Source organism: Belnapia rosea (assembly GCF_900101615.1).
Taxonomy (GTDB): Bacteria; Pseudomonadota; Alphaproteobacteria; order Acetobacterales; family Acetobacteraceae; genus Belnapia; species Belnapia rosea.
Genome location: NZ_FMZX01000004.1, coordinates 198505 through 224302, shown reverse-complemented (window position 1 = coordinate 224302; position 25798 = coordinate 198505). Strand labels below are relative to the sequence as shown.

Genomic DNA, 25798 nt, shown 5'->3' with positions numbered 1-25798 from the left:
GCGCGCTATTCCCCGAGCAGGGATTTGCGGGGGGCCGCCGGCAAGGGCGCCAGCACGCCGCGCCCGGAGGTGGCGATGGTGCCCTCGAGCCCACGGCGCGAGCGGGCGCGGGATTCGGTCTCGGCGGCCTGCTGGGCCTGGATTGGGGTCGGCGTCTCGGCCGCCGGCGCGGGCGCCGGGGGCGGCGCGACGATCGCCGGCTTCGGGGCACGGAACAGGCCACCCATGCGCGTCACCTCGGGTCTTGGAGAGTGCGGGAGCGATCCAGGCCCAAAAAGCCGCGGGCCCGGCTGGAAGGCCGGGCCCGCGGAAGTCGGGAGGATCGGGAGGAGGCCAGCAGGCGCAGATCGCCCGTTGGCAGGAATGTTCTACCTGCAGTTCCATTCCGTGGTCAAGATATTCTTCCTAGATTCCGCCATTTTGTTCAAAGAACGGAACAAACCGAACGGCGTGATGGCGAAGGGCGCCTCGCCGCCCAGCACGGCCCGGCACAGCGCCACGCAGGAGAAGGGCGCGAGTGGCGGCAGGCACCGGGCCCGCGGCTCGGACGGCCGGAAGGGACCGAGCACCGTGAGCCCGGCACGACGGTAGAAGCCCGGCAGGTCGAAGCCCATCGGCACGCCGAGGCGCGAGACCACCAGGCGCCCGGTCAGCGGGTCGAGCACCGTCCAACCCGCCTCGTCGGCGAGCGCGGCGAAGCAGTGGCGGAAGCCGGGCCGCAACGGGCGCAGCCAGACCTGGTCCGCCCCGCCTCCGAAGACGATGAAGACCCGCTGCGGCACCCCCCTGCGATGCCCCGGCCGCATCATGCGCCGGCGCCTGGAAAATCGAGGATATCCGCCGGCTTGGCGACCGGCAGCGGGCCGGTGACGATGCCCTTCGCGCGCAGCGGCCAGTCGAGCCGGCGCATCGCCTCGGTCCAGAGGCGCCAGTCGCCGGCCTCGCGCGGCTGGCGCGGATCGGGCACGGTCCCACGCTCGCCCCAGATGCGCATGATCCGCGCATGCTGCAGCTCGATCCGCCGCTGACGGTAGAGCCGGTCGAGGCAGCGGATCACGTCGTCCGGCTCGCAGGGCCGCGTGACGAGGCCGGCGCCGGAGACGATGCGCGCACCATCGCGGCGGGCGGTCAGCGCGGCCATCGTCCAGAACCAGGCCTCTTCCACGCTGTGGAAGGGCTGCTCGCGGGACTGGGCGAGACGGCCGGGCGCGCGGCTGGGCTGGACGGTGCTCATAGGGGATTTTCCTCTCTCGCCAGACTGGAACATTTCGGGAACGTAAACCTCGCCCGGCCCGGCCTGCAAGGGGAAACAGAGGAAAATTCGCCTATTGATCTTTGTTCCCACACCTAGGATGTTATGCCCATGAGACAAACCCTATCTGGCGCGATGCGCAGGCCACGGGCTGCGCCGTGACGCATGAGGAGATCTGGCGCGCGCTCGACGCGCTGGCTGCCGAGAACGGGCTTTCGGCCTCCGGCCTCGCCCGCAAGGCCGGGCTCGACGCCACCGCCTTCAACCCGTCGAAGCGCATCGGTGCCGATGGCCGTGCCCGCTGGCCCTCGACCGAGAGCCTCGCCAAGGTCCTGACCGCGACCGGCACCGGCATGGCGGATTTCGCCGCCCTGGTCACCGGCATGGCCGCCCTCCCCCGCGGCCGCGGTGGGCTCGGCCGGCGGATCCCGCTGATCGGCCTCGCCCAGGCGGGTGGAGAAGGTTACTTCGACGATGGCGGCTTCCCGGTCGGCGGCGGCTGGGACGAGATCGGCGTGCCCGAGGTGGGCGACCCGCATGCCTATGCGCTCGAGATCTCGGGCGAGAGCATGGAGCCCGTCTTCCGCGACGGGGACATCGTCATCGTCTCACCTGGCGCGCCCATCCGCCGTGGCGACCGTGTCGTGGTCCGCACCCAGAAGGGCGAGGTGATGGCCAAGGAGCTGAAGCGCCAATCCGCCCGGCGGATCGACCTGCGCAGCCTCAACCCGGCGCATCCCGACTATACCTTCGACCTCGCCGAGCTGAACTGGATGCACAGGATCGTCTGGAGCACCCAGTAGCGGGTGGGCTCAGGCTTCCCGCGGCAACAGCTCGCGCAACTTGGCCAGATCCCGCTCCGCCCGCAGCGCCAGGTAGAGGGAACCCTCCCCCAGCGACACCGCGGTCAGCCCGATATCGCCATAGACCCGCAACAGGCCGGGCCCGACGCGCCAGAAGGCCGGGTCGACACCGGCCCGTTCGCACATGTCGCGGAAGCGCCAGATGGCGGAGATGGCGTCCCGGCGGTCCCCCGCCGGGTCCCCCAGCGCGAGCCAGACGCTGTCGCGCTTCAGGAAGGCGAAGCCCGCCCGCTCGGCCTCGCCGAAGACCGCGCCATCCGCCTCGGCCGGGGCCAGGGCGCCCAGCGCGGCCAGCCTGGACCGCACCGCGGGCTCCCAGGTCAGGGGCTGGAGGCGCGCCGGGCGCAGCAGCCGGACCATGGCGATCAGCAGCAGCACGCCGGTCAGGCCGACGGTGAAGCGCAGGCTGTCAGGTGCAAGGGGCGAGATCGCCACGGTCCACCAGCTCTCATCCGCCACCCTGCCGCCATAGGCGATGAGTGCGAGGGTGAGGCCGCAGGCAGCCACCGCCAGCAGCGGCACCAGCGCCTCGGAGGAGAGCGGTTCCCGCGTCAGCCGGCTGTCCCGGTAGAAGGCGGAGCGCAGTGCCGCCACCAGCAGGCCGAGCAGCAGGAAGGCGCCCCAGAGCCACCAGGCCTCACCGCGCAGCCAGGCGATGCCGGCGCCGTTCGCCAGCAGGAACAAGGTGAAGCCCCAGGCGATGGTGAGCCGCCGGAGCAGCCCATAGGCCATCACCAGCAGCAGCGAACCCACCACCGAGGCGGCGAAATGCGAGGCGAGGGCCGCGATATGCCCGGCCCATTCCTCGATGATGGTGCCCTTGGTCGGGAGGGCGCCGAGGAAGACCAGCAAGGCACCGGCCAGGGCAACGAGCGAGGCGATCGCCGGCACCTCCAGGGCATCCGTCCCCCGCCCGAAGGCGCTCATCCGCTGCATCACCCCGCGGCGCTGGCCGAGTTCGAAGGAGACGAAGAGACCGCCGGCGATAAAGAGCGGAATGATGTAGTAGTAGAGGCGGAAGACCAGCAGCGCGCCGATCACCTCCGGCGCCGGCATGTAGGGCTGCAGCCCGAGCAGCACCGCGCCATCGAAGACGCCAAGCCCGCCCGGCACGCTGGCAGCGATGCCGACGGCATAGGAGGCAAGGTAGATGCCGACGAAGCGGAGGAAGGTCAGCCCCTCCGCCGGCGGCAGCAGCGCATAGAAGATGGCCGCCGTCATCGCCACGTCGACGGTGGCGAGCAGGGTCTGCGCCAGCGCCATGCGCGGGCTTGGCAGGTCGATCTCGTATTTCAGGATGCGCACATGCCGCTTGAACCGGCTGAGCACCACATAGGTGGCGACGATGCCCCAGAGCGGCAGCGCCATCGCCTGCAACGCCCAGTGCGGCAGCTTGCTGCCGAACCAGGGCACCACCTCCGGCTCGAACATCAGCACAAGGCCGCCCAGCGCCATGCCGCCCAGGCCGAAGGTCAGGCTGGTGAAGCCCACCACCTTGGCGATCTCGAGCGGCGTCAGCCCCCAGGCGGAGTAGAGCCGGTAGCGCACCGCCGCACCGGAGACCGCGGCGAAGCCGAGGTTATGCGCCAGCGAGTAGCCGCAGAAGGAGGCGAGCAGGGATTTCGGCCAGGAGACCGGTCGCCCGGCATATCTCGACCCCAATTTGTCGTAGGCCGCCAGCACCAGATAGGCGAGCACGGTGAGCCCGCCGGCCATCCAGAGCGCGCTGGCGGACAGCTTCCCCATCGCCTCGCGGATCTCCGCGACCGACAGGCCCCGGAATTCCTTCTGCACCACATAGAGCGCGCCGACGAGCAGCACGAGGCCGAACACCGTCGCCCCATGCCGGCGCAGCCAGACCAGCAGGCGGGACACTAGGCCGCGTCCCCCCGAGCCAGGGCCGCCTCGATCAGGCCGATCGTGCCGGGGATGCCGTAGAGGGCCACGAAGCCGCCGAAGCGCGGCCCTTCCTGCTGGCCGAGCAGCACCTGGTAGAGGCAGGAGAACCAGTCCCGCAGGCTGGCGAATTCATGCCGCTTGCCAACCTCGTAGAGCAGCGTCTGGATCGCCTCGGCATCGCTCTCGGCCGGCAAGGTTCGCAGCGCGCCGAGCAGGTCCTCCAGCGCCGCCCGCTCCAGCGCGCCCGGCGGCCGGTGCCGCTTCTGGGGCGCGACGAAGTCCCGGTAATAGGCAACGGCATGCTCCGCCAGCCGCGCCAGCATCGGGTGGCTCTCGGCGGTGACGCCGGGGGCGTATCTGCCGATGAAGCCCCAGAGGATCTCCGGCCCCTCCGCATTCACCACGCTGGCGAGGTTCAGCAGCATGGCGAAGGAGATGGGCGAGCCCGGGTCGTTGCTGCTGCCGCCATGGATGTGCCAGGCCGGGTTGGTGCCGGGGTGGGTATCCCCGGATGCCGCCTTCAGCTTCTCGAGATTGGCCAGGTAGTCGTCCACCGCGCGGGGGATGACGTCGAAGAACAGCCGCTTCGCCCGCTGCGGCTGGCCGTACATGAACTGGGCGAGGCTCTCGGGCGGAGCGTAGCGCAGCCATTCCTCGATGGTGAGGCCGTTGCCCTTCGACTTGCTGATCTTCTGCCCCTGCTCGTCCAGGAACAGTTCATAGGTGAATCCAGCCGGCGGAGTTCCGCCGAGGATGCGGCAGATCTGCCCCGAGAGGCGGACGGAATCGATCAGATCCTTGCCCGACATCTCGTAATCGACGCCAAGCGCGTACCAGCGCAATGCCCAGTCCGCCTTCCACTGCGCCTTGGCATGGCCGCCGGTGATGCGCGTGCCATGACGCTTGCCCGTCTGCGGGTCGGTCCAGACCAGCAGATCCTCCGCCGGACGGACCTCCTCCATCGGCACCTGCATGACGATGCCGGTCTCGGGATGGATCGGCAGGAAGGGCGAATAGGTGGCGCGGCGGTCGGGGCCGAGGGTCGGCAGGATCACTCCCCGCACCTCCTCATGCCGCTCCGCCATCCGCAGCAGGGCCGCATCGAACCGGCCGCTGCGGTAGTAGTCGGTCGAGGAGGCGAATTCGTAATCGAAGCCGAAGGTATCGAGGAAGGCCTGCAGCCGGGCATTGTTGTGCGCCCCGAAACTGTCATGCGTCCCGAAGGGGTCGGGGATGGCGGTCAGCGGCCGGCCGAGATACCCGGCGAGCATCGCCTTGTTCGGCACGTTGTCCGGGACCTTCCGCAACCCATCCATGTCATCGGAGAAGGCCAGCAGCCGGGCGGGCAGGCCGGTCATCCGCTCGAAGGCGCGCCGCACCCAGGTGGTCCGCGCCACCTCGCCGAAGGTGCCGATATGCGGCAGGCCGGAGGGGCCATAGCCGGTCTGGAACAAGGCGCCCTTCGGGCCGCCCTCCGGTTTCGGCGCGGCGGCCAGCCGGTCGGCGACCTTGGCGGCTTCCTCGAAGGGCCAGGCCTTGACGTTGCGGAGGGATGGATCGGCGCTCATGCAGGGCAGATGGCAGGGGGCGGCGGTGCGGTCAACGCAGGACACCGCCCCCGATGCATGGCAGACCGGCCCGGGCCGGGGTCAGGCCTTTGTAGAATTGAGAGCCGGCCTGCGCTAATCGGGCAGGACCTACACAGGAGAGAAGGGTGCCATGCGGGTTGGCGTGATCGGAGCCACGGGCGCGGTCGGCAAGGAATTGGTGGAGGTGCTGGCCAAGCGGCGCTTCCCCGTGACGGAGCTGTGCCTCTTCGCCTCCACCCGCAGCGCCGGCACCAAGCAGAAAACGCCCTGGGGCGAGATCACCATCGAGGCCTATAGCCTTGAGGCGGCCCGCAACCTGGACCTCGCCCTGCTCGCCGTCTCCGGCGACTTCGCCAAGGCCCATGCGCGCGCCCTGGCCGAGGCGGGCGTCGCCGTGGTGGACAATTCCTCTGCCTTCCGGCTGGAGCAGGACGTTCCGCTGGTGGTGCCGGAGGTGAATGCCGCGGCCATCGGCAACCACCGGCTGATCGCCAACCCCAATTGCACCACCGCCATCCTGGTGGTCGCGCTGGAGCCGCTGCGCCAGGCCTTCGGCCTCAGGCGCGTCATCGTCTCCACCTACCAGGCGGCCAGCGGCGCCGGCGCCGAGGGCATGGCGGAGCTGGAGCGGGAGACGCGCCGGGTTCTGCTGGAGGGCGGCCCGGCCGGGCATGAGGTCTTCGCCCACCCCCTCGCCTTCAACGTCATCCCCCAGATCGATAGCTTCCAGCCGAACGCCTATACGCGGGAGGAGATGAAGGTCGCCTGGGAGAGCCGGAAGATCATGGGCCTGCCGGACCTGCTGATCTCCTGCACCGCCGTCCGCATCCCGACCTTCCGCGTCCATGCCGAGGCGGTGACGATCGAGACCGAGCGGCCGGTGACGCCGGAGGCGGCCCGCGCCGTACTCGCCAAGGCCGCCGGGGTGAAGGTGGTGGACGACCCCGCCGCCCAGCTCTACCCGATGCCGATCACCGCGACCGGCCAGGACGATGTCGAGGCTGGCCGCATCCGGGCCAACCCGGTCTTCGGCGATTGCGGCCTCGACCTCTTCCTCTGCGGCGACCAGCTGCTGAAGGGCGCGGCACTCAATGCCGTGCAGATCGCCGAGCGGCTCCGGCTGGCGGGCTGACCGCCTGCGGTTCACCCGTGTACGCCACGGGTGGACCGCTCTAGCCTCGGCGGGACACGGCCAAGCAAGGACACGTCCCGCATGAACCTCGCCCGCTTCCCGCGCATCCGCCTCGGCCACCTGCCGACGCCGCTGGAGCCGATGGAGCAGCTCTCGCGCCACCTCGGCGGCCCGCGGCTCTGGATCAAGCGGGACGACTGCACCGGCCTCTCCACCGGCGGCAACAAGACGCGGAAGCTGGAATACCTCTGCGCCGATGCGCAGGCCCAGGGCGCCGACATCCTCATCACCCAGGGCGCCACCCAGTCCAACCATGCCCGCCAGACCGCCGCGGCCGCCGCCAAGCTCGGCCTCGACTGCCTGATCCTGCTGGAGGACCGCACCGGCTCCACCGACCCGGCCTATACCCAGTCCGGCAACGTGCTGATGGACCGGCTGCACGGTGCCCAGGTCGCCCGCCGCCCCGGCGGGGCCGACATGCAGGCGGAGATGGAAGCCGTCGCCGCCGACCTCCGCGCCAAGGGACGCAAGCCCTATGTCATCCCGGGCGGCGGCTCCAACCCGGTCGGCGCGCTCGGCTATGTCAATGCGGCGCTGGAGCTGGTGGCGCAGGCCGCCGAGATGGGCCTGCGCATCGACCACCTCGTCCACGCCACAGGTTCGGCCGGCACCCAAGCGGGGCTGGTGGCGGGCCTCGTCGCGCTGAACAGCGGCATCCCCGTCCTCGGCATCGGCGTCCGCGCGCCGAAGCCGAAGCAGGAGGCGAATGTCCTGGCGCTGGCCGAGCGCACCGCCGCCCATCTCGGCCTGCCGGGACTCATCAAGGCAGAGCATGTCGTCGCCAATTGCGACTATGTCGGCCAGGGCTACGGCATCCCGACCGAGGGCATGGTCGAGGCGGTGAAGCTGGTGGCGCAGAAGGAGGGCATCCTCCTCGACCCTGTCTATTCGGGCAAAGGGATGGCCGGGCTGATCGACCTGATACAGCGGGGCCACTTCGCCAAGGACCAGAACATCGTCTTCCTGCATACCGGCGGCCAGGCCGGCCTGTTCGGCTACCCGGAGGCATTTGGCCTGCCCGGCGACGTCGCCGCCTGATCCATCAAGCCGGCGATCAAAACCGGCTCCTGCCCGGTGTCCTTCCGTGGCTTTGCCACGGAAGGCTGTGCGAGACCTTGGGCATTGAGCGACAATTCGGGGCCCCGCAAAGCCGCGAAGCGGTTTTGTGGGGAGTTCTAAAGACCCGGTGCGGGATATGGGGTAAAGCGCGAACACATGCCCCAGCCCCCGCGCCTCCTCCTGCCCGACGCCCCGGCCCTGGTCGCCGGCCTCGGCCGCGCCACCCTGCTCACCCCGGATGGCGAGTTGCTGGCCCTCTCCGCCTCGGGCCTCGCCGAGGCGCTGGGCGGCGCCGCGCCCTTGCTGGTCCATGCCCCCGCCACCGCCCGCCGGCTGGACCTGCCGCGCTTCGACGCCGCCTTCGACCTGCTGGAGCTCTTCGCCTTCTGCATGCCGGCACGCCCGGCCGCGCCGACGCCGCGCGGCCTCGCCATGGCGCTCGACCTCACCCCGCCGGCGGATGATGCGGCGGCGGCGGCCCAGCTGCCCGAGATGGCGACCATCCTGCTGCGCCACCTCGCCGCCGGCCGCCACCTGCCGCTGAACCGCGACGCCGCCATCCTCGCCACCCATCTGAAGAAGGTGGCCGGCTGGGCCTGGGCCGAATCCGTCCTCGCCGCCCTCGGCGCGGATCAGGAGAAACCCTCGCTCGATCCCTACAAGGTCTGGCGCCGCCTGCCCGACTGGGAGGATCCCGGCCCCGCCCAGCCACCCGGCAGCTTCGAGGTCTCGCCCGGCGAGGCGCGCACCCGCCTCGCCCAGATCCTCGGCGAGGGTTCCGAGCAGCGCCCGCAGCAGGCCGACTACGCCTCCGCCGCCAGCGGCGCCTTCGCCCCGCGCGAGGATCGCGGCACGCCGCATATCGTCCTCGCCGAGGCCGGCACCGGCACGGGCAAGACCCTCGGCTACATCGCCCCGGCCAGCCTCTGGGCGGAGCGGAACGGCGCCCCGGTCTGGATCTCCACCTTCACCCGCAACCTGCAGCGCCAGATCGACCAGGAGCTCGGCCGCCTCTACCCGGAGCCGGAGGAGCGCCGCCGCCGGGTCGTCGTCCGCAAGGGGCGGGAGAATTACCTCTGCCTGCTGAACCTCGACGAGATGCTGGGCCAGGCCACCCACCCCGACATGGCCGTGCCGCTGGCCCTCGTCGCCCGCTGGGCGCTGGCAACCCGCGATGGCGACCTTATGGCCGGCGACTTCCCCGGCTGGGTGGCGGAGCTGCACGGCCCCGCCAGCATCTGGCCGCTCGCCGACCGGCGGGGCGAGTGCATCCGCTCGGCCTGCCCGCGCTACAAGCAATGCTATGTCGAGCACTCCATCCGCCGTGCCCGCACGGCGACGCTCGTCGTCGCCAACCATGCGCTGGTGATGGTCCAGGCGGCGCAGGGCGGGGCGGAGGATGTGCGGCCGCTGCGCTACGTCTTCGACGAGGGGCATCACCTCTTCGATGCCGCCGACGCCGCCTTCTCCGCGGCGCTGTGCGGCGGCGAGACGGCGGAGATGCGCCGCTGGCTGCTCGGCGCCGAGGGCGGCCGCAGCCGCGCCCGGGGCCTCCGGCGGCGAATCGAGGAGCTGGCCGGCGACCTGCCCGACCTGCTGCCGCCGATGGAGGCCGCCCTCCACGCCGCCCGCGCCCTCCCCGGCCTCGGCTGGGTGACGCGCCTCTCCGAGGAGCCGCGCGAGCCCGCCTCGGAAGCCGCGGCCGAGCGGCAATCCAACCCGACCGAGGTCTTCCTCCGCGCCGTCCGCCGCCAGGTCCTCGCCCGCGCCCGGGAGGAGGACGGCCTCTATGACGTGCAATGCGACCTGCACCCGCTCGGCGAGGACCTGCCCGAGGCCGGCGAGGCGCTGGAGCGCGCCCTCAAGCGCATCGAGGAACCGCTGGCCCGTCTGCGCGAGAAGCTGATGGCCCGGCTCGAGGATGAGGTGGAGGAGCTCGAGACCACTGACCGCATCCGCTACGAGACCGCCGCCAAGGGGATCGAGCGCCGTGCCCTGATGCCCCTCGCCGCCTGGCAGGGCATGCTCCGCGCCCTGCGTGAGCCGCCCCCCTCCCCAGGTGAGCGCCGCGCCTTCGTCGACTGGCTGGCGCTGACCCGCCGCGAGGGCCGCGAGGTGGATGCCGGCCTGCACCGCCACTGGCTCGACCCGACGACGCCCTTCGCACTGACCGTCGCCGCCCCGGCGCATGGCCTGCTCGTGACCTCGGCCACGCTCCGCGATGCCGGGCTGGGCGGCGACCAGGAAGCCGACTGGGTGGCCGCCGAGGCCCGCACCGGCGCCAGCCACCTGGCGACGCCGGCCATCCGCGCGGCCTTCCCGTCACCCTTCGACTATGCCGCCCGCACCCGCGCCTTCGTGGTGACGGATGTGGACAAGACCCGCTCCGCCCAGATCTCGGCGGCGATGGGGGCGCTGTTCCTGGCGGCCGGCGGCGGCGGCCTCGGCCTCTTCACCGCCATCCGGCGGCTGCGGGACGGGTTCCGCCACATGGCGCCCCGGCTGGAGGCGGCCGGCATCCCGCTCTATGCCCAGCACATGGACGCGATGGACAACGCCACCCTCGTGGATGTCTTCCGCGCCGAGGAGAATTCCTGCCTGCTCGGGACGGATGCGATGCGGGATGGCGTCGATGTGCCCGGCCGCAGCCTCCGCCTGCTGGTTTTCGACAGGGTGCCCTGGCCCCGCCCCTCCATCCTGCACCGGGAGCGCCGCGTCCACCTCTCCGGCGGCGACCCCAAGGGCTATGACGACGCGCTGGCCCGCCACCGGCTGCGCCAGGCCTTCGGCCGGCTGATCCGCCGGGCGGATGACCGCGGCGTCTTCGTCCTGCTCGACCGCTCCTGCCCCTCCCGCCTGCTGGCCGGCCTGCCCGAGGGCGTGCCGCTCCGCCGGACCGGCCTCGCCGAGGTGGTGGCGGAGACGCGTGCCTTCCTGGCAGAAGGGTGACAGGCTGAGTGGTTGACGCCGCCCGCAGGCCGGGCGACCAACCGCCGGAAAGCGAGGCTCCCCATGCCCAATACCCGTTTCAATCCGCAGGAGGCGCTGGTCTGCGCCATGGTGCTGATGGCGGCCTCCGACCGCATGATGTCGGATGCCGAGCTCGCCATGATGTCCCGGCTGGTACAGACCCTGCCGGCCTTCAGCGACTTCCACCCGAACGGCATCTCGAGCGTGACCGAGACCTGCCTCACCCTGCTCGACCGGGCGGACGGGCTGGACCGCGCCTGCACCCTGATCCGCGAGGCCCTGCCGCCACGGCTGCGCGAAACGGCCTATCTGCTGGCCTGCGAAGTCGCCGCGGCAGATGGCGACCTGACGCAGGAGGAGCTGCAATTCCTCCAGGACTTCCGCATCGCCATGGATATCGACCGCCTCATCGCCGGCGCCATCGAGCGGGCGGCACGGGCACGGTATCAGGTGATCTAGGGCCGGCGGCGCCATTCTCCGGCGTGACGGAACACGCCGGAGCAGGCCACGCGCCGCCGTTCAGCCAGGGCTCCTAGTCGTCCTTGGAGCTGCTGTGCTTGGAGCTTTTGTAGACATGGTCATGCGTATGCGCGACATCGCGCTCCCCGCCGCCACCGGACACGTGGGAGCGGTCGGTGTTGGTCGGCGCGCCGGGCTCGGGCGTGGTGTCGCTATTGGACTTGTCCTGGGACCGCGTGGCATGGCCGTGCGATCCGCCCTGGTGGCTGCTGCCCGGGCCGCCACCGGTATGGTCGTTGTTCTTTTCCGTGGTGCGGGAATGGGGCTTGCTCATGGTCACCAATCCTGTGTCTGGAATTGCCCGCAGGTAGCAGCAGGACAACGGCCCGGCCTGCGACAAGTTTGATCCGCCTTGCGGTGCTACCGCGCCTCTGCCGGCCAGCGCAGCGCCGGTGGCGTCCGCATATCGGCGGGCACCACGAAGTCGCTCGCCGCACCGCGCATAGCGCCAGGCGGCTGCGGCAGGCCGCTGCGGCGTCGGTAATCGGCCAGCGGCAGCGGCGGTCGCCGCGAGGGCTTCAGCGCCAGCACGCAGACCAGGTCGAGCGCCGCCACGCCGAGGACCGCCAGCAACGCCGCCCCGGACCGCTCCCGATCCCGGTTGGCCGGCCGCAGCCCGGCGGCAAGCGTCCCGATATCGAGCGCATCGCCGCCAACCCTGCCCCAGAGCCACGGCGTCGGGTCGCGGGAGGTCAGCAGCCCGATCCCCGTGGCGATCTCCCGCACGCCGTAGCTGGCGACCAGCCTCTCATGCCCGTGCAGACCGGTCGCACGGGTGACGCGATGCGGCATCAGCACCTCGGCCACGCCGAGGCCGATGCTGAACCAGCCGAGCCCCTGCGCGAGCGCCCGCGCATGCTTCGGCGCGATCACCGGGCGGCTCATGGCTTCAGCACCACTTTGATGCAGCCATCCAGCTTGTCGCGGAAGGTCTTGTACATGTTCGGCCCCTCCGCCAGCCCGACGGTATGGGTGATGACGAAGGACGGGTCGATCTGCCCCTGCTCGATCCGCCGCAGCAGGTCGTCGGTCCAGCGGTTCACATGGGTCTGGCCCATGCGGAAGGTCAGGCCCTTGTTCATCGCCATCCCGAAGGGGACCTTGTCGAGCAGCCCGCCATAGACGCCGGGGATGGAGAGCACACCGGCAGGGCGGCAGACATACATCATCTCCCGCAGCACATGCGGCCGGTCGGTCTCCAGCATTACCGCCTGCTTGGCGCGGTCATACATGCTGTCGATGGTTGCCGTGGCATGCGCCTCGAGGCCGACGCAGTCGATGCACTTCTCCGGGCCCTTGCCGCGGGTCAGCTCGTTCAGCCGCTCGACCACGCTCTCCTTCGAGAAGTCGATGACGGTCGCGCCGCCCGCCTCCGCCATCGCCAGCCGCTCCGGCACCCGGTCGATGGCGATGACCTGCTTCGCGCCCAGCAGCAGCGCGGAGCGGATGGCGAATTGCCCGACCGGCCCGCAGCCCCAGATGGCGACGGTGTCGTCCGGCTGGATGTCGCATTGCACCGCGGCCTGCCAGCCCGTCGGGAAGATGTCGCTGAGGAAGAGCAGCGTCTCGTCCGGGATGCCGCCCGGTACCTTGATATGCGTCCTGTCGGCGAAGGGCACCCGCAGATACTCGGCCTGCCCGCCCGGATAGCCGCCGGTCAGGTGCGTGTAGCCGAACAGGCCTGCCGTCGTGTGGCCGAAGACCTTGTCGGCCAGCGACTTGTTGCGGTTGCTCCGCTCGCAGACCGAGAAATTGCCGCGCCGGCACTGGTCGCACTCGCCGCAGAAGATGGTGAAGGGGATGACGACACGGTCGCCCTTCTTCAGGTTCGAGACCTCGGACCCGACCTCCTCGACAATCCCCATGGTCTCATGGCCCATGATGTCGCCATTCTCCATGCCCGGCATGAAGTTGTCATACAGGTGCAGGTCGGAGCCGCAGATGGCGCAGGACGTGACCTTGATGATCGCGTCGCGCGGATGCTCAATCTTCGGATCGGGGACGGTATCGCAGCGGATATCCTGCTTGCCGTGCCAACATAATGCCCGCATCGCTTGTCTCTCCCGTCCTCGGCTCAGTCGCCAGCAGGAACGCGATGCTACCGGCCCGGGTTGTCGGGCCGGGGGCGGAACGGGTCAAAGCGCTTCGGCAGGCGCCAGCGCGCAAGGATAGGCTGGGTCTCCCTGCTCCACCTGCAGGGTCGCATGGCTGATCCGGAAACGCTCCTGCAGCCCCTGCTGCACCGCGCAGAGGAAGCCGTCATCCACCAGCGCCCCAGGCCGCACCAGATGCGCCGTCAGGGCCGTCTCCGTGGTGGAGAGCGCCCAGATATGCAGGTCATGCACCTCGGCGACGCCGGGCTGCCCTGCCAGCCAGGCGCCGACCGCCTCCGGGTCGATTCCGCGCGGCACCATGTCCATGGCGAGATCGACCGACTCCCGCAGCAAGCCCCAGGTGCCGATCAGGATCACCGCGGCGATGACCAGCCCGGCGGCGGGGTCCACCCAGTCCCACCCGGTCAGCCGGATCAGCAGCCCGCCGAGCACCACGCCGGCCGAGACGCCGGCATCCGCCATCATGTGCAGATAGGCACCCCGGCGGTTGATATCCTCCTCCCGTCCTCGGGCGAAGAGCAGCGCCGTGCCGCCATTCACCAGGATGCCGGCCGCCGCCACGGCCATCATGAAGCCGGTGGCGACCGGCGCGGGCTCCATCAGCCGCCGCACCGACTCCAGGGCGATGGCGCCGACCGCGACCAGCAGCAGCATGGCATTGGCGAGCGCCGCCAGGATGGTGCCGCGATGCCATCCATAGGTCCGTCGCCCACCGGGCAGGCGCCGGGCCAGCCGCACCGCCACCCAGGCCAGCACCAGGCCGAGCACGTCGGAGAGGTTGTGTCCCGCATCCGCCAACAGCGCCAGGGAGCCGGCGATCAGCCCTGCGACCACCTCCAGCGCGACGAAGCCGAGATTGAGCGAGACACCGAGGGCGAAGCCCCGCTCGCCCGGCGCCGGCCCATGCGCGTGGCCATGGCCATGACCATGGCTATGGCCATCATGGTCGTGCCCGTGATGATGGTGGTGGTCGCCATGCGGCATCAGAAGCGCTTCAGCAGCCTGTCGATGTAGTCCAGTTCCTCGACCGGGCGTTCCCGCTCGGCACCACGGCGCCGCAGCTCATCCTGGAGCTTGCGGGTGCGCAGCATCTCCGCCTCCTCCGGCACACGGGTATCCGCCCCGTTATCGGCATTGCCGTTCACGTCGCGCGAGCGGCGGCCGAGTGGGTCACGTCCCTCGCCCTGGCCCTGCGCCTGCTCCTGCCCCTGGCCGCCTGGCTGGTTGTCGCCCGCCATGTCGCCCGGCTCGCCCTCCTCCTCGCCCTCGCCCGGCTGGGCGCTGCCGAATTGGCGCTGCATGGACTGCGCCATCTGCCTGCCACCTTCCTGCAGGGCACGCAGCGCCCGCTGCTGGGCATCCCGTGGGTCGCCACCACGGCCGAGCGCCTCCTGCGCCTCCCGCATCGCCTGATCGGCGCGGCCGAGACCCTCCGGGACCTCGCCGGTCAGGTCGCCGAATTGCTGCATCATCTCACCGAGTGCCCGGCGCAGGGCGCGCTGGCGGCGGCCATCCTGGCCCGCCTCCGGCTGCGCCTCGGCATTCTGTTGCGGCTGAAGCTGTTGCGGCGGGGGCTGTTGCGGCCAGCGCTGCTGCGGCCGGCTGCGCTGGCTGCGGTCGCGCTCGCCCTGCTCGGCGCGCTGGTGGCTGCGGTCGAGCATCTCGCTCTGCCGCTTCACCATGTCCTGCACCACGCCCATCTGCTGCTGTCCGCGCTCGCGCCGCTGCTGCCGCTCGGGGCTTTCGGCACGCTGGCTGCGGCCCTCCTCCAACGCCTTCAGCATCTCCTCGAGTTCGGCGAGTTCCTTCTTCGCGTCCTCGGTGCGGCCCTCACGCGCGGCCTCCTCCATGCGGCGGGTGCGGCGGTCCATCTCCCGCTGATCCATCAGCCGGTTCTGGCTGCCTTCCGGCATCGCCTCGGCATTCTCGCGCTGCAGCCGTTCGGCCAGCGCCTCGAGATGCTGGCGGATGGCATCCCGCAGCTCCTGGATCCGGCGCTGCAGTTCAGCCCGCTGCTCGGCCTGCTCCTGCGCCCGCTCGGGGTTCTCCCGCGCCTCCTGCTGCTGCCGCTCGGCCTGGTCGAGCGCCTCGCGCAGGGCCTCGCGCGCCTGCTGCAGGGCACGCTGCGTGCGGCCGTCCCGGCCCTCCTCCAGGGCAAGCGCGGTCTGCCAGAGCATCTCCTGCACTTCGGGCACGGCTTCGGGCCGGCGGTCCGACAGCAGCCGCCCGCGGGCCACGCGCAGGACGAGATAGGTGGTGGTATCGTGCTCGAAGGCCTCCGGCGCCTGGGCGACCTCCTCCAGCGCACGCCGGGCCGGGCTGCGCCGGTCCGGCTCGACCGACAGGTCCCGGCGGATGGCGATGAGGCGCCGCGCCACGGGGTGATTGAAGCTCCGCTCGGGCAAGGTCAGCCCGGCGCTCTCCGAGGCGCCCTCCTGCCCGGCCCCATCCCGCGCCAGCAGCCGCGCCTCGACCTCGAGCCCGGCCCAGGGATGCGCGGAGAGGTCGGGCTGCGCCGTTCCCCGCGCCGTCTTCGGCGCGCCGCCCGGCAGGGGCAGGTCGAGCACCAGGGGCGGCGCCTCCCGCCGCGCCTTCAGCCGCAACTCGGCACGCAGCGTGGCGAGTCCCCAGTCATCCTCCGCCCGCCAGGGCATCCGGGCGCCGAGGCCACGAGGGGCCCGGCCCGGCGGCTCGGCGAAGGCCACGGTCGGCGGCCCATCGGCCTGCACCGCGAGCGCCCAACGCGCCAGCTCCATGCCGCCCCGGCGAACGGCCAGGTGCAGCCCGCGATCAAGCGGCATCTCCGCCGTGAAGCTCGCCATATCGAGGGCCTGGAAGGGCGTTGCCGCCCCATCCGCCACCAGCTCCGGCACCCCGCCCCCACCGCCCGAGAGCGAGACCTGCAGCCGGCTGCCAGCCGGCACCGTGGCGCTGCCACCAGCCGGGTCGAGGAATATCGGCGGCGCGCCGGTATAGGCCGGCGGCGTCACCCAGGCCTCGAGTCGCAGCCCCGGACCGGCGACAGGGCCGGCGAAGGCAGGGGTCACGGACCGGCGCAGCCGCTCGCCCGCCTCGCCACCGGCAACGACGAAGGCCGCCAGCAGGCCGACCAGCAACCCCGCCCGCAAGGCGCGCGGGTCCCGCGCCGGCAGGCCCGGACGCGGTGCGCCAACCTTCAGCCGACTGAGCTGGGCCGCTGCCCGCTGCTGATGCACATGCCACAGCGCCAGCGCCGCCGGATCGTCACCGGCCGGCCGGTCGGCCAGGGCGGCGAGCGGCCGGTGCCGCAAACCCGATTCGCGCTCCAGCCGCCGCTCCGCCGCGGCCTCACCCGGCGCGGCGAAGCCCCGGAAGGCACGCCACCCCACCAGCCCGAGTGCCGCGGCGAAGCCCATCAGCAGCAGGATGTGCACCAGCGCCGGGAGCTGCCGCGGCAGGTCGAGCAGGGCCAGGGCCAGGAACAGGCCAAGCACTGCCAGCACCGGCCAGAGCCGGGGCCATAGCCCCTCCCACAGCAGGGCCAACCGCGCCAGCAGGCGCCAGCGGGCCAGCGCCGCGGCGAGGCGCTCCGGGGTCAGGGGACAGCCCCCTCGGCCAGCCAGTCCGGCAGCCGTTGCCCGGCCAGCATCGCCTCATAGCCCTGGCGGTCCCGCACCACGGCGAAGCGGCTGCCATCGACCAGCACCTCCGCCGCCAGGGGACGCATGTTGTAGGTGCTGCTCATCACCGCGCCATAGGCTCCCGCATCGAGAAGGGCGACGAGCGCCCCCGGTTGCAGAGATGGCAACGCCCGCCCCCGCGCAAAGGTGTCGCCCGTCTCGCAGACCGGCCCGACCACGTCGGAGGGGGCGAGCGCGGCGGCGCAGTCGGCCGGCGAGACCGGCAGGATGCCATGCCAGGCCTCGTACATGGCCGGCCGCACCAGGTCGTTCATCGCCGCGTCGAGCACCAGGAAGCGGCGCCCGGCGCCCTGCTTCTGCAGCACGACGGAACTCAGAAGCAGGCCGGGCGGCCCCGCGATCCAGCGCCCGGGCTCCAGCATCACCGGCAGGCCGAGCGGGCCGAGCGTCGCGGCGATGGCGCCGGCCAGGGCCTCCGGTGCCGGCGCCGGCTCGTCCCGGTAGGGGATGCCGAGCCCGCCGCCGCAATCGAGATGCTCCACCGGCAGCCCGCGCCCGATCAGCACCGTGGCCAGCTCGGCCATCCGCGCATAGGCGGCGCGATAGGCGGCCATGCCGCTGGTGATCTGGCTGCCGATATGCATCGCGATGCCAACCGGCCGCAGCCCCGGCATCGCGGCGAGCCGTGCATAGAGCGCTGGGGCGTCATCGATGCCGACGCCGAATTTGTTCTCGGACCTGCCGGTGGTGATCTTGGCATGGGTCCGCGCATCCACGTCCGGATTGACCCGCAATGCCACCCGCGCGACCCGCCCGAGCGAGGCGGCCAGCGCCGAGAGCATCGCCGCCTCCTCCGCGCTCTCGATATTGATCTGGGCGATGTCCTCGGCGAGAGCGAGGCGCAGCTCCCGCTCCGTCTTGCCGACGCCGGAGAAGACGATGGCGGAGGCGGGGATGCCCGCGGCCCGGGCCAGCCGCAATTCCCCCTCGCTCACCACATCGGCGCCCAGCCCCTCGGAGGCCAGCACCCGCAGCACGGCGAGGTTGCCATTCGCCTTGACGGCATAATGAACCGAGGCCCGCAGCCCCGCCCCCGCCAGCGCCGCCTTCAGTGCCCGGGCCCGGCGCCGCAGCGCCCCGGCGGAATAGACCCAGCTCGGTGTCCCGACAGCGGCGGCGATGCGGGCGAGCGGCACCTCCTCCACCAGCAGCCCGTCCAGGGCATGGAGCGACAGATGCGGCCGGGCAGCCAGCAACTCAGCGAAACTCGGGTCGGCATCGGCGGATGCGATGGGAAGGGGGGCAGCCATCCACCTATTGTGGGGTGCCGCAGGGCCTCCGGACAAGCAGGAGCTGAGGCCCGGCCACCGCCCCTGCGCCGTCAGCCCGCCGGCAGGCAGCCGGGGAAATGGCCTGGCCTGCCGCGCGTCGTCTCCGCCTGGCGCGCCCGGCCGCCGGAGGCGGTGCGCAGCGCCCTGGCTACAGCACCGGTGCGTTCAGCCGCCACTTGCATTCATGGGCGGCGCATCCATCGGTGGGTCTTTACCGCGCGCGGAAGGTCCGGTGGCAGCTGCCGCAGAATTGCGGACCGGTGGCCTGGAAGGCAGTGACGAAGCCGGCCGAGTCGCCGGCCGCTGCGGCAGTCTTCAGCACCTCCAGCTGGCCGAGCATCCGGGCATTGGCGGCCTCGAACCCGGCCCGGTCGGACCAGACCGCCGGCTGCGCCTTGGTATCGCCCCGGTCGGAGCCGGGCGGGAAGCGCTGCGGCAGGGTCCGGAACCAGGCAATCATGTCATCGACCCGCGGCTCGAGCGCCTTGACGTCACCACGGGCATCCGCGACGGGCTTGATCGCATCCATATGCGCGCCCATGCGCTTCAGCCCCGCCCGCCTTTCGGCAATGGCATCCCCCTGAGCCAGCGCCGTTCCGGCCAGGGCCATGAAGACCAGAGCCGAAACCGCCATTCGCCACGTCATGCAAGTACCCCCTGAACCCGTGATCGTCATTTCGGTTCTGACACGCTTGCCCTATCCCATGACAAGCCCGTCCTGCAACCTGGCTGCCAGTACCAAGACGACAGCCAGGTTGCAGCACAGCCTACCAGGAGTAGTCCAATGCCCCAACCGATCCGATCCGTTGCCGTCTTCTGCGGCAGCCGCCACGGCACCGACCCGGCCCATGCGGCAGCGGCGGCGGAACTTGGCCACGCCATCGCCTCCGCCGGCCTTGCCCTGGTCTATGGCGGCGGCGGCGTGGGGCTGATGGGCCAGGTTGCCGAGGCCGCCATCGCCGCAGGTGGCCATGTGCACGGCATCATCCCGGAATTCCTCACGCGGATCGAACGCGTCTACCCGGCGGTGGCGGAGCTGGAGGTCACCAGCAGCATGCACAGCCGCAAGACCCGCATGTACGAGATGTCCGATGCCTTCATCGCCCTCTCCGGCGGCCTCGGCACCATGGACGAGCTGATGGAGGTGCTTACCTGGCGGCAGCTCCACCTGCACGACAAGCCGATCATCGTGCTCGACATCGCCGGCTGGGCACGGCCTTTCCTGGCCCTGGTCGAGCATATGATCGAGGCCGGCTTCGTCGCGCCGGACGGGCGGGACCTTTTCGCGGTGGCGCCGGACGTGCCGGCGGCCATGGCGCTGCTGCAGCAGAGCCCGACCAGCGAGGTGTCGGCCCCCGCCGAACGTCTCTGATCCCCTCTTGCCCCGCCGATGAGCGGCGGCTATATGGCCGCCTCCCGCGGTGACGAGCCGACCAGCGGAGCGTAGCTCAGCCTGGTAGAGCACTGTGTTCGGGACGCAGGGGCCGGAGGTTCGAATCCTCTCGCTCCGACCAAGTCGGCCTCGCCGGAAACCCCGCCAGCCCTGCTGGCGGGGTTTTTCCGTTAGCGCCCCCCGGCGGCCCAGATCATCAGCTTGCTGGCCGGGAGGGCCCAGGCCGTGCCGGCCACCAGGAAGAACAGCGCCTGCACGACCCAGTGCATCTGCAGCACATGGTCGGCCAGCGTCACCACCGCGACGACATAGGCCAGGAAGCCGAGAAGGCCGATCAGCGAGGCAATGGGGATGCGGGACATGTCCCGCAGATGGCGCAAGCCAGCGCCCTCGCCAAGGGCCGAATCGGCCCCTGGCCGTTGCGCAGTGGTGGCAGCCGGTGCTTATTGGCGCCGCCGCCGCGACCCGGGGGCACGCCCACCGAAGGACCGGCCATGCCCGAGACCCATCCCGACCTCGACCTGCGCGACCATATCCGCGGCATCCCGGATTTCCCGAAGCCCGGCATCCTTTTCTACGACATCTCGACGCTGCTGCGGCACGGGCCCGCCTGGCGCGCCGCGATGGAGCGGCTGGCCTCGATGATCCGCCCCTACAAGCCCGACATGCTGGCCGGCATCGAGAGCCGCGGCTTCCTCGTCGCCGCCCCGCTGGCGCTGGAGCTCGGCCTCGGCTTCGTCATGCTGCGCAAGCCGCGCAAGCTGCCCGGCGAGACCATCGGCCTCGACTATGCGCTGGAATACGGCACGGACCGCATCGAGATGCAGGCGGATGCCGTGAAGCCCGGCCAGCGCGTGGTCCTGCTCGACGACCTGCTCGCCACCGGCGGAACGATGGCCGCCGCGATCGGCCTGCTCCGCCAGGCCGGGGCGGAGGTCCCCGCGGTCGCCGCGCTGATCGAGCTCACCTTCCTCAACGGCCGCGACCGGCTTGACCTGCCCTGCGAGACCCTGCTGCGCTACGACGAATGACAGGCCGCGACGCCTGAGGCGATGGGGAGGCACAGGATGGCGCAAGGCCCGCGACAGACTCGCCGCTGCCTGCTGGCCACTGCGGCCCTCGCGGCCTTGCTCCCCCTGCCCGCCCTTGCCCTGCTGCCGGCCACGGCGACGCTGCTGGTCCCCGGCCCCGAGGACGGGACGCTGGCCGAATGGTCCGGCCGCCTGGCCGCAGCCCTGGCGCGCGGCGCCTCGACCGCCATGATGCTGGAGCGGAGCATCCTGGGCGGGCCGGATGGCGTCACCGCAGCCAATCGCTTCGCCACCGCCGCGGCGCCGGACGGGCGCACCCTGCTGGTGCTGCCCGGCGCCGCGGCCCAGGCACGTCTCGTGGGTGACCAGCGCGCCCGATTCGACGGCGCCGGCTGGGTGCCGGTCTGCGCCGTCCAGGGGCCGGTCGTGCTGGCGAGGCGGGCGGGCCTGGCCACCGGCATGGCGCCGATTCGGCTTGGCCTGGCCGCGCCCGATCACGCCGGCACCGCGGCCTTGCTCGGGCTCGACCTGATCGGCCATGCGGCCATACCCGTCTTCGGCCTCGCCGGCGCGCGGGCCGAGGCGGCGCTGGCGCAGGGCGCGGTGGATGCCGTGCTGTTCCAGGGAGGGGAACTGCCGGCTCGACTCGCCGCGGCCGGCGCCCGCCCCTGGTTCGTGCTCGACGAGGCGCGGGATCCCGCCCTGCCGGATGTCCCTGCCGCAGGTGAACTGGCCACTGGTGGCGATGCCGCCTTGCGGGCGGCACTCACTGCCGCCGCGGTGAATGCCAGGCTGCTCGGCGCGCTGCTGCTGCCGGCCCTGACGCCCGCCGACCTCGTCGCGCTGTGGCGTGCCGCGGCGCAACGCTGGCTCGAGGACGAACGGTCCTCGCTGGCACCCGGCATCCGGCTCAGCGCCGGAGCCGATCTCACGCCGGTGCTCGGCCCGCTGGCGCCCCCGCCGATGGCTGTCCTGGCCTATCGGGAGTGGCTGTTCCGCCGCCTGCGGTGGAAGCCGGACTGACCGGGGCAGGGTCATTGCCATGGCGGCATTGCTGGCGTCTCATCACTTATCAAGTGATCACGGCGAAGCTTTTCTGTTTGTGAAGCGGCCTCTTTTTGAACTGGCATATATTGCGGGGGGCTATCGCCCCAGTGGAAGCCAGTTCAGAAAAGATCGGTGCAATGGTTTTCAGTTCTGCTGTTTTCATCGCTGGATTTCTACCCGTCGTGCTTCTCGGCTTCCTTGTACTCGCCGGGACCGGACGACAAAGGATGGCGGCGGGCTGGCTTACCCTGGCCTCACTCGTCTTTTACGGATGGTGGAATCCCTATTGCGTCCCGATGCTGGGCGCCAGCATCATCGCCAACTACCTTCTGGGCGGATATCTCCAGCGGAATCCATCCCGCACCGTACTTATTTTAGGAATAATAGCCAATCTCGTTCCTCTCATATACTTCAAATATACCGTCTTCCTGTTGACCAATATTGACGCCACCTTTGGCCTCGACTGGGAGATCCATGAAATCGTCCTGCCCCTGGCGATTTCCTTCTTCACCTTTCAGCAGATCGCCTATCTGAGCGATTCGCATGATGGGGCAGTGGTCGAGAACGACTTCCTCAACTATTGCCTTTTCATCACGTTCTTCCCGCATCTGATCGCCGGCCCCATCACCCACCACCGGGAGATGCTGGAGCAGTTCGCCAACCCGGAAAATTTCCGGCCTCGCTTCGACAATATCTCCATCGGCCTCACCCTGTTCGGCCTTGGCCTGGCGAAGAAGGTCCTCCTGGCGGATCCGCTCGGCGCCGAGGTCAGCCCCGCCTTCGCCGCCGCCTCCGCCGGGGAAGGCCTTGCCCTGCTCGACGCCTGGGGCACCGCGCTGGCCTATGCGCTGCAGATCTATTTCGACTTCTCCGGCTACACCGACATGGCGATCGGCCTCGGCCTGCTCTTCGGCATCAGCCTGCCACCGAATTTCGACAGCCCCTTCAAGGCGCGCAACGTCATCGAATTCTGGTCCCGCTGGCACATGACGCTGACCCGGTTCCTGACGGCCTATATCTACAACCCCATCGTGCTGCGGGCGACGCGGGCGCGGGCGGAGGCTGGCAAGCCCCTGCCCCGGCGCGGGCGGATGACGCCCGGCACCTTCCTCGTCCTCGTCGCCTACCCGACGCTGCTGACCATGTTCATCTCCGGCGTCTGGCATGGGGCCGGCTGGCAGTTCGTCGTCTTCGGCGTGTTGCACGGCATCTACCTGGTCGTCGCGCATGGCTGGCGGGCCTTCAAGGTCAGCCGCGGCTGGACCCTCGACGACAAGCGGCCGCTGCCGCGTGCGGCCGCGGTGCTGCTCACCTTCCTCTGCGTCGTCGTGGCTCTGGTCTTTTTCCGTGCCCCGGACGTGCCGACGGCGCTGACGGTGCTCGGCGGCATGGTCGGCCTGAACGGCGTCGTCGTGCCCGCGACCTTCGCCGAGCTGCCACTGTTCTCCGCCCTCGTCGACCGCTACGGGCTGGAGGTGGGCGCAGGCCAGTTCTTCCAGATCCTGGATTGGGCGATGATCATCGGCCTGCTCGCCTTCGTCTGGATCATGCCGAACACCCAGCAGTTCATGCTCCATGTGCGCACTGCGCTCGGCTGGCGCGCACGGCCGGCCTGGCTGCAGGCGGCACTGCCGGCCATGACCTGGCGGCCGGCGCCGCTCTACGGCATCGCCCTTGGCGTCCTCTGCTTCTTCGTGCTGATGCGGACCTTCTCCTCCGCACCGACCGAATTCCTCTACTTCCAGTTCTGAGGGCAGGATGGAACAGCTCGCCTGGCTACCGGTCCATGAGGATCTCGGCGCGGCCCTTTCCGCCGCGCGACGCATCGCCGACCCGGCCGAGAGGCTGGCGCGGGCGATGCATCTCTCGGGCTTCCGGCGCGACTTCACCGCGACCGGCCGGATCGAGCGCCTGGCCGAGGCCGGCCTCGCCGCCCCGCCGGCCGAGCTTGGGCTCGTGCCGCTGCGCCTCGCCATCCTCGCCTCCCACACCGTCGATCATCTGGTGCCGGGCATCCGCGTTGCCGGCCTGCATCGCGGCCTCGCCATCTCGGTTCATGTCGCGCCTTACGGCAACTACCGGCAGGCCTTGCTGGGCGAGGATCCGGCGCTGGCCGAATTCGCGCCGCAGCTCGTGCTGCTGGCGCTCGATGCCCAGGACTCGCCGATCGCACTGCCGCTCGGTGCCTCCGAAGCCGATGTCGAGCAGGCCGTCGCCGCCCGCGTCGCGGAGCTGCGCCATCTCTGGCGCCGCGCTCGGGAGCGGTTCAATGCCCAGGTCGTGCAGCAATTGCTGGTCGCGACGACGCCGCCGCTCTTCGGCAGCTACGAAGCCATGGTGCCGGCGGCCCCGCGCACGGTGCTCGAGCGCCTGAACGCCGCCCTGCGCCACGCCGCGCGCGAGGATGGCGTGCTGCTGCTCGACCTCGCCGCGCAGATGGCCGGCCAGGGCCCGGCCGATGGCCTCGCCGACCCGGTGCGCTGGCATCAGGCGAAGCAGCTCGTCAGCCCGGTGATGGCGCCGCTGCATGGCGACCTCATCGCCCGCATCGCCGGTGCGGTGCTGGGGCGGGCGCGCAAATGCCTGGTGCTCGACCTCGACAACACGCTCTGGGGCGGCGTCATCGGCGATGACGGCATCGAGGGGATCAAGCTCGGCCAGGGCAACCCGACCGGCGAGGCCTTCCTTGCCGTGCAGCGCTATGCGGCGCAGCTTGGCCAGCGTGGCATCATCCTCGCCGTCTGCAGCAAGAACGACATGGCCGTCGCCGAGGCGGTGTTCGAGAACCACCCGGAAATGGCCCTCCGGCGCGGCGACATCGCCGCCTTCGTGGCCAATTGGAGCGACAAGGCCGGCAATCTGCGGCAGATCGCGAAGCAGCTGAATATCGGCCTCGATGCCCTGGTCTTCCTCGACGACAACCCCGCCGAGCGCGACATCGTCCGGCGCGAACTGCCCGGCGTGGCCGTGCCCGAATTGCCGGAGGATGTGGCGCTCTACCCGGCCTGGCTCGGCGCCGCCGGCTATTTCGAGACGGTCGGCTTCACCGCCGACGATGCGGCGCGCGGGCGCAGCTACGCCCTGAACGCGGCGCGCCAGGCAGCGCTCGAGCAGACGACGGATCTCGAAAGCTATCTCCGCAGCCTCGAGATGGTGCTGACGGCGAGGCGCATCGGCCCCGCCGAACTGCCTCGCGCCACTCAGCTCATCAACAAGACCAACCAGTTCAACCTCACCACCCGCCGCTACACCGAGGCCGAGGTGCAGGCCCTGGCCGATGACCCCGCCTCGCTGGCGCTGGCCCTGCGCCTGACCGATCGCTTCGGCGACAACGGCCTCATCAGCGTAATCCTGGCGCGGCCGGATGCGTCCCTCCGCCCTGGGGAATGGCTGATCGATACCTGGCTGATGAGCTGCCGCGTCCTTGGCCGCCAGGTGGAGGCCGCCACGATGCAGGTCCTCACGACCCTCGCCGCGCAGCAGGGCATCCACGCCCTCATTGGCGAATACCGGCCGACCGCCCGCAACGGGATGGTGGCCGACCATTATTCGCGCCTTGGCTTCAAGCCAATGGCGCCCCTGCCTGATCGCCCCGAAGGGACGCTGGTCTGGCGGTACGAGACTCGCGGCGCGACGCCGTTCGTCCACCCCATCGCACTGGATCTGACATGACAGAGGATGAGATTTACGCGGCGCTGACACAGGTCTTCCGCGACGTCTTCGACGATGACGACATCACGCTTTCACCCGCGACCACTGCGGATGACATCGCAGGCTGGGACAGCCAGGCGCATGTCAATCTCGTGGTTGCGGCCGAGACGCGCTTCGGCATCCGCTTCCGCACGGCCGAGCTGGAGTCGCTGCATAACGTAGGCGACTTCGTCCAGCTGATCGCCACCAAGCGGAAAGGCGCATGAGG

25 protein-coding genes and 1 tRNA gene are annotated in these 25798 nt (G+C 70.8%); 12 read left to right on the top strand and 14 right to left on the bottom strand.

Translation table 11 applies throughout. The features are described 5' to 3' along the window. Positions 1–5: 5 nt before the first annotated feature. The 3 genes from BLR02_RS11495 to BLR02_RS11485 all read right to left on the bottom strand — a co-directional run bounded on the left by BLR02_RS11495 (position 6) and on the right by BLR02_RS11485 (position 1234). Positions 6–227: a hypothetical protein gene (locus BLR02_RS11495; RefSeq protein WP_090568236.1), complete on the bottom strand. Its 222-nt coding sequence runs from the start codon at positions 225–227 to the stop codon at positions 6–8. Between the two features lie 141 nt (positions 228–368). After that, entirely contained in the window at positions 369–782 is a 414-nt protein-coding gene (locus BLR02_RS11490; protein ID WP_245704742.1) for a hypothetical protein, read from the bottom strand. 23 nt (positions 783–805) lie between these two features. Next, the gene (locus BLR02_RS11485; protein ID WP_090663180.1) at positions 806–1234 is read right to left on the bottom strand and encodes a hypothetical protein; all 429 of its coding nucleotides are present in this window, start codon (positions 1232–1234) and stop codon (positions 806–808) included. Positions 1235–1410: 176 nt separating this feature from the next. On the opposite strand from BLR02_RS11485, the gene BLR02_RS11480 reads away from it, so the two are divergent. Further along, complete coding sequence (locus BLR02_RS11480; RefSeq protein WP_090663178.1) at positions 1411–2055, top strand: S24 family peptidase; 645 nt, start codon at positions 1411–1413, stop codon at positions 2053–2055. A 9-nt stretch (positions 2056–2064) separates the two neighbouring features. Here BLR02_RS11480 and BLR02_RS11475 read toward each other — a convergent pair whose 3' ends face one another. Next, positions 2065–3990 (bottom strand): lysylphosphatidylglycerol synthase domain-containing protein, encoded by a 1926-nt coding sequence (locus tag BLR02_RS11475; protein WP_090568223.1) that lies wholly within the window; start codon positions 3988–3990, stop codon positions 2065–2067. Next, positions 3990–5582 (bottom strand): lysine--tRNA ligase, encoded by a 1593-nt coding sequence (locus BLR02_RS11470; protein ID WP_090663266.1) that lies wholly within the window; start codon positions 5580–5582, stop codon positions 3990–3992. Before BLR02_RS11470 ends, BLR02_RS11475 begins: the two co-directional genes overlap by 1 nt. Positions 5583–5733: 151 nt before the next feature. Here BLR02_RS11470 and BLR02_RS11465 point away from each other — a divergent pair, with 151 nt between their 5' ends. The 4 genes from BLR02_RS11465 (at position 5734) to BLR02_RS11450 (ending at position 11283) form a co-directional block, all read left to right on the top strand. Then, positions 5734–6735 carry an aspartate-semialdehyde dehydrogenase gene (locus BLR02_RS11465; RefSeq protein WP_090663175.1) on the top strand — a complete coding sequence of 334 codons (1002 nt, stop codon included), beginning with the start codon at positions 5734–5736 and terminating at the stop codon, positions 6733–6735. Positions 6736–6816: 81 nt separating this feature from the next. Further along, positions 6817–7833, top strand: a complete 1017-nt coding sequence (gene cuyA / locus BLR02_RS11460; protein ID WP_090663173.1) for a D-cysteate sulfo-lyase — start codon at positions 6817–6819, stop codon at positions 7831–7833. Positions 7834–8010: 177 nt separating this feature from the next. Beyond that, entirely contained in the window at positions 8011–10803 is a 2793-nt protein-coding gene (locus BLR02_RS11455; protein ID WP_090663171.1) for an ATP-dependent DNA helicase, read from the top strand. A gap of 63 nt (positions 10804–10866) precedes the next feature. Then, positions 10867–11283, top strand: a complete 417-nt coding sequence (locus BLR02_RS11450) for a tellurite resistance TerB family protein (protein WP_090568213.1) — start codon at positions 10867–10869, stop codon at positions 11281–11283. Positions 11284–11356: 73 nt separating this feature from the next. Here BLR02_RS11450 and BLR02_RS11445 read toward each other — a convergent pair whose 3' ends face one another. The 8 genes from BLR02_RS11445 to BLR02_RS11415 all read right to left on the bottom strand — a co-directional run bounded on the left by BLR02_RS11445 (position 11357) and on the right by BLR02_RS11415 (position 19042). Next, positions 11357–11617 (bottom strand): hypothetical protein, encoded by a 261-nt coding sequence (locus BLR02_RS11445; protein ID WP_090568210.1) that lies wholly within the window; start codon positions 11615–11617, stop codon positions 11357–11359. An 86-nt stretch (positions 11618–11703) separates the two neighbouring features. Then, positions 11704–12228: a hypothetical protein gene (locus BLR02_RS11440; RefSeq protein ID WP_090663169.1), complete on the bottom strand. Its 525-nt coding sequence runs from the start codon at positions 12226–12228 to the stop codon at positions 11704–11706. Continuing rightward, positions 12225–13394, bottom strand: coding sequence for a zinc-dependent alcohol dehydrogenase (locus BLR02_RS11435; RefSeq protein ID WP_090568204.1), 1170 nt, complete (start codon positions 13392–13394; stop codon positions 12225–12227). The genes BLR02_RS11440 and BLR02_RS11435 overlap by 4 nt, the downstream gene beginning before the upstream one ends. Before the next feature lie 84 nt (positions 13395–13478). Continuing rightward, positions 13479–14441, bottom strand: a complete 963-nt coding sequence (locus BLR02_RS11430; protein ID WP_090663167.1) for a cation diffusion facilitator family transporter — start codon at positions 14439–14441, stop codon at positions 13479–13481. Beyond that, a complete protein-coding gene (locus tag BLR02_RS11425; protein WP_342670575.1) occupies positions 14441–17008 on the bottom strand; it encodes a DUF4175 domain-containing protein in 2568 nt (855 codons plus the stop codon). The genes BLR02_RS11430 and BLR02_RS11425 overlap by 1 nt, the downstream gene beginning before the upstream one ends. Before the next feature lie 23 nt (positions 17009–17031). Then, the gene (gene lysA / locus BLR02_RS11420) at positions 17032–18387 is read right to left on the bottom strand and encodes a diaminopimelate decarboxylase (RefSeq protein WP_090663163.1); all 1356 of its coding nucleotides are present in this window, start codon (positions 18385–18387) and stop codon (positions 17032–17034) included. A 71-nt stretch (positions 18388–18458) separates the two neighbouring features. Then, a complete protein-coding gene (locus tag BLR02_RS30850) occupies positions 18459–18584 on the bottom strand; it encodes a hypothetical protein (RefSeq protein WP_281201047.1) in 126 nt (41 codons plus the stop codon). Positions 18585–18619: 35 nt separating this feature from the next. Beyond that, positions 18620–19042, bottom strand: coding sequence for a c-type cytochrome (locus tag BLR02_RS11415; RefSeq protein ID WP_176849518.1), 423 nt, complete (start codon positions 19040–19042; stop codon positions 18620–18622). A gap of 150 nt (positions 19043–19192) precedes the next feature. Here BLR02_RS11415 and BLR02_RS11410 point away from each other — a divergent pair, with 150 nt between their 5' ends. Both BLR02_RS11410 and BLR02_RS11405 read left to right on the top strand, forming a co-directional pair. Beyond that, positions 19193–19780, top strand: coding sequence for an LOG family protein (locus tag BLR02_RS11410; RefSeq protein WP_090568189.1), 588 nt, complete (start codon positions 19193–19195; stop codon positions 19778–19780). 65 nt (positions 19781–19845) lie between these two features. Then, positions 19846–19922, top strand: a tRNA-Pro gene (locus BLR02_RS11405). A 49-nt stretch (positions 19923–19971) separates the two neighbouring features. On the opposite strand, the gene BLR02_RS11400 is transcribed toward BLR02_RS11405, so the two are convergent. After that, the gene (locus BLR02_RS11400) at positions 19972–20163 is read right to left on the bottom strand and encodes a DUF2842 domain-containing protein (protein ID WP_143018106.1); all 192 of its coding nucleotides are present in this window, start codon (positions 20161–20163) and stop codon (positions 19972–19974) included. Between the two features lie 132 nt (positions 20164–20295). On the opposite strand from BLR02_RS11400, the gene BLR02_RS11395 reads away from it, so the two are divergent. From BLR02_RS11395 to BLR02_RS11375, 5 genes are all read left to right on the top strand, one after another. Beyond that, positions 20296–20832, top strand: coding sequence for an adenine phosphoribosyltransferase (locus BLR02_RS11395; RefSeq protein WP_090568183.1), 537 nt, complete (start codon positions 20296–20298; stop codon positions 20830–20832). A 36-nt stretch (positions 20833–20868) separates the two neighbouring features. Beyond that, positions 20869–21855: a hypothetical protein gene (locus BLR02_RS11390; protein WP_090663161.1), complete on the top strand. Its 987-nt coding sequence runs from the start codon at positions 20869–20871 to the stop codon at positions 21853–21855. A gap of 251 nt (positions 21856–22106) precedes the next feature. Continuing rightward, the gene (locus BLR02_RS11385) at positions 22107–23630 is read left to right on the top strand and encodes an MBOAT family O-acyltransferase (protein ID WP_218127916.1); all 1524 of its coding nucleotides are present in this window, start codon (positions 22107–22109) and stop codon (positions 23628–23630) included. A gap of 7 nt (positions 23631–23637) precedes the next feature. Next, positions 23638–25551, top strand: coding sequence for an HAD-IIIC family phosphatase (locus BLR02_RS11380; protein WP_090663159.1), 1914 nt, complete (start codon positions 23638–23640; stop codon positions 25549–25551). Continuing rightward, positions 25548–25796: an acyl carrier protein gene (locus BLR02_RS11375; RefSeq protein WP_090568173.1), complete on the top strand. Its 249-nt coding sequence runs from the start codon at positions 25548–25550 to the stop codon at positions 25794–25796. The genes BLR02_RS11380 and BLR02_RS11375 overlap by 4 nt, the downstream gene beginning before the upstream one ends. Positions 25797–25798: the final 2 nt, after the last annotated feature.